Origin of the sequence: uncultured Campylobacter sp. (assembly GCF_938045535.1) — a bacterium.
Classification (GTDB): domain Bacteria; phylum Campylobacterota; class Campylobacteria; order Campylobacterales; family Campylobacteraceae; genus Campylobacter_B.
Window position 1 is genome coordinate 1 of record NZ_CALIMQ010000147.1, and the last position, 3,082, is coordinate 3,082.

3 protein-coding genes are annotated in these 3,082 nt (G+C 39.8%); 2 read left to right on the top strand and 1 reads right to left on the bottom strand.

Annotated elements, in window-relative coordinates:
* Positions 1-222: hypothetical protein (locus Q0095_RS04695; RefSeq protein ID WP_297881826.1), on the bottom strand; the 222-nt coding region annotated here is incomplete at its 3' end.
* A gap of 353 nt (positions 223-575) precedes the next feature.
* Between Q0095_RS04695 and Q0095_RS04700 the strand changes: the two genes are divergently transcribed.
* Positions 576-1,736 carry a PepSY-associated TM helix domain-containing protein gene (locus tag Q0095_RS04700; RefSeq protein WP_297881828.1) on the top strand — a complete coding sequence of 387 codons (1,161 nt, stop codon included), beginning with the start codon at positions 576-578 and terminating at the stop codon, positions 1,734-1,736.
* A gap of 191 nt (positions 1,737-1,927) precedes the next feature.
* On the top strand, positions 1,928-2,890 hold the full coding sequence (locus Q0095_RS04705; protein ID WP_297881830.1) for a hypothetical protein: 963 nt from the start codon (positions 1,928-1,930) through the stop codon (positions 2,888-2,890).
* Positions 2,891-3,082 lie beyond the last annotated feature (192 nt).

Genomic DNA, 3,082 nt, shown 5'->3' on the forward strand with positions numbered 1-3,082 from the left:
GCCGTTATGTTTTGCTACGTGCGAGCTGGATAGAGTGACTACGCCGAAGCTTAGGAATATTATAAACATCTGCATTTTTAAAAGCGGATCGGTGGAGATAAACAGAGTTCCGTGATCTACGGTTTTGAATGATCTGTTTTTATCAAGCAATGAAACAAGAAGGCAAAAGCCTATCGTAACATAAAGGATTATCGTAGCAAACTCGACTATACTTTGCGACATAATAATGACCTTGTTTCTTTTGGATTACGCAAGCTCGCGTCTTTGGCAATTTTAGCGCAAAATTTCTAAATTTACGAGATTCTAAGCGCGTTTTTTATAAATCGCGCTTAGAATTTTACCTCACCGGCGTCATCTTGCCGCGCGAAAGGCGGATTAAATTTTTAGCTTTTAGATCTTGCAGCACGCGGTTTATGACGTTGCGCTAAGTGCCTGGGCGCTCTTGTGATACCATAACGCGCCTTAAAATTTCGCGGTCTAAATCTTAATGATAATTATCTAAATATTTAAAATCGCACAATATAATTGCGAACCTCAATCAAATAAAGATTAAATTTATCTCGCAAGGATCTACAATGAGCTCGCTTTTGAAGCGCAATAAAATTTTATTTAACGTCCATCTTATTTTGTCGATCGTTTTTTCTATCCCGCTGCTTATCATAGGCGTTACGGGTGCGATTTTGTCGTATCAGCACGAGTTTGAGGCGCTAATAAACGCGGGCTCTAAAAAGGTCGAAAAAACAGGCGAAATGCAAAGCGTGGAGAAAATCCTGCAAAGCTTTAGCGAGCAAACGGGCGCTAAGCAGCCCGTAAGGCTCGTCGTGCCCAAAAGCGATGACGAAGCCTTCGTCGTTTACGCAAACAGAAATGATGCGTATCTGGTCGATCCGTACACCGCGCAGATCATCGGCAAGGATCGCGGCACGGGCTTTGTGCTAACGGTGATGTCTCTGCACCGAAATTTGGGTTTATCGCTAAGCAGCAACAAAACTGCGGGCGAGATCGGCAAACAGATCGTAGGCGCGAGCGTCGTGGCGATGATACTGCTCGTAATAAGTGGCGTCTGGCTGCATTTCCCAAGGCTTAGGCGTAAATTTATCGAAGCTATAAGGCCGAATTTTAAACTCAAAAAATACGCTCTTTTTTACAATTTACACACGAGTCTAGGCTCGCTAAGTGCAGTGATTTACCTGCTTATCTGCTTAACCGGGCTTAACTGGTCGTATAGCTGGTATAACGATGCCGTGATGAAGCTTTTCGTAAGTTCGCAAAATTTACCGCAAGCTAGCGCGCCTAAAGCCGCCGCTTCTAAAGATCACGCCGCCGCACCTGCTAAAGAGGAGGGCAAAAAGCCCGCTACGTATAAATTTAGCGACGCGCAGAGGGCTTATGAGATATTCAGATCAAGTGGCATAGAATATAAAGAATTTACCCTAATGCTCGCAGCCGGAGATAAGATCGGCGTCAGGTATTATGAGCCCGACGCGCCCGCTACCGCCCGTCCAAAAGGCGCGAGCGTGAAGCTAAAGGAGGGCAAAGTCGCACAGCAGAAGCAGACGGAGGGTATCACCGTGGGCGAGTTTAAAGATGCGAACTATCAGCTTCACACGGGCTATTTTTTCGGGCTAGCGGGTAAAATTTTATGGTCGCTCATCTCGCTTTGCATGGCGCTTTTTATCTTTAGCGGCTTTTATATGACGGCAAAAAGGGCGTTTAAGCTGGGAAAGCCCAGCTAAATTTTATCTTCGCGGCAAGAGGCGCGACTAGCGGCGCAAGAGAGCCCAATACCTACGAAGCATTGAGATGAAATTTGCCGAAGCGGATCAAGAAAAGCTCTGATTTAACGATATTTGAGACATTCTAAAATTATCGCAGATTAAGTCTATGTGAGGTATATTGCGGAAAATTTTAGGAGCAAAATTTGAAAATGAGATATTATCTGTGCTTGGCTTTCATCATAATAATATGCGCTTCCGGCATAATATTTTATTTGGTCGAAAAAGAAGAAAACGATCCATATAAATGGGTATGTAATCTAGATGGCAATCTTACCGATATACAGCTTAAAGATAGAGCGTTAAAGTGTATGCTTAAAGATTGGCACTTTTTTTATAACTTTAATAAAAGAGAATATGATAGACGAATTAAAGCAGTTAAAAAGGAATATGGCGATACGGCCAACGAAATCGGCGGCGGCGTAGAGATTCGTTATTCAGAATGCCATAGCGATGAGCGCCCCGATAATAAATGCGAATTTTATAAGATAGATAAAAGGCTAAATTTAGATTATCTTATGGATTTGGGCTCAAAAATTTGCAGAAATGGCAAAGCTATACAAGATGCCGAAACCCATATAGATAAAGAAATTTTTAATACCGAAGTCGTATATCCTTGGGAAGATAAGGAAAGTTTGGTTTTGGAAGATGGTTCTTTAAAGTACGGAATATTTTTTAATGATATTGATGAGTATAGTTATAGGGATAGGGAATCTAGGGAAATTATATTAACAGAAAAAATTTTCAACAATTCATTGGAAATTGATAAGAGTTTTGGTTTTGACCATACGGATATTGTATTTGTTATACCACTAAATTCGATATTTTTGAGTCTTTATGCATATATTGAGCCGAGTAATCCAAATTATGATATTTTTTGCCATAGGTATGAACAATATAAAAATAGAATAAAAATTGATGAAGCGAGTTATAAAATAGATGATTTTGAGACGCCTATAAAATATCTACCGCTCCATATTAATTATAGCTTCCTATTTATAGTAATAGATAAAAATATGAAATTTAGCAAAAGCCTAGAATATAACTTGTTGTATAAATACTACTACGATGAAAAAGAGAAAACAATAAAACAAATATCGAATAATGTGCGATAAATGGAGGATATAATTAAATTTTACCTTCGCGGCAAGAGGCGAGATGAGCGGAGCAAGAGAGCCAAATATCTACGAAGCATTGAGATGAAATTTGCTAGAGTAGATCAAGCAAAAGCTCTAATTTAACGATATTTGAGGCATACTAAAATTATCGCAGATTAAGTCTATGTGAGGTATATTGCGGAAAATTTT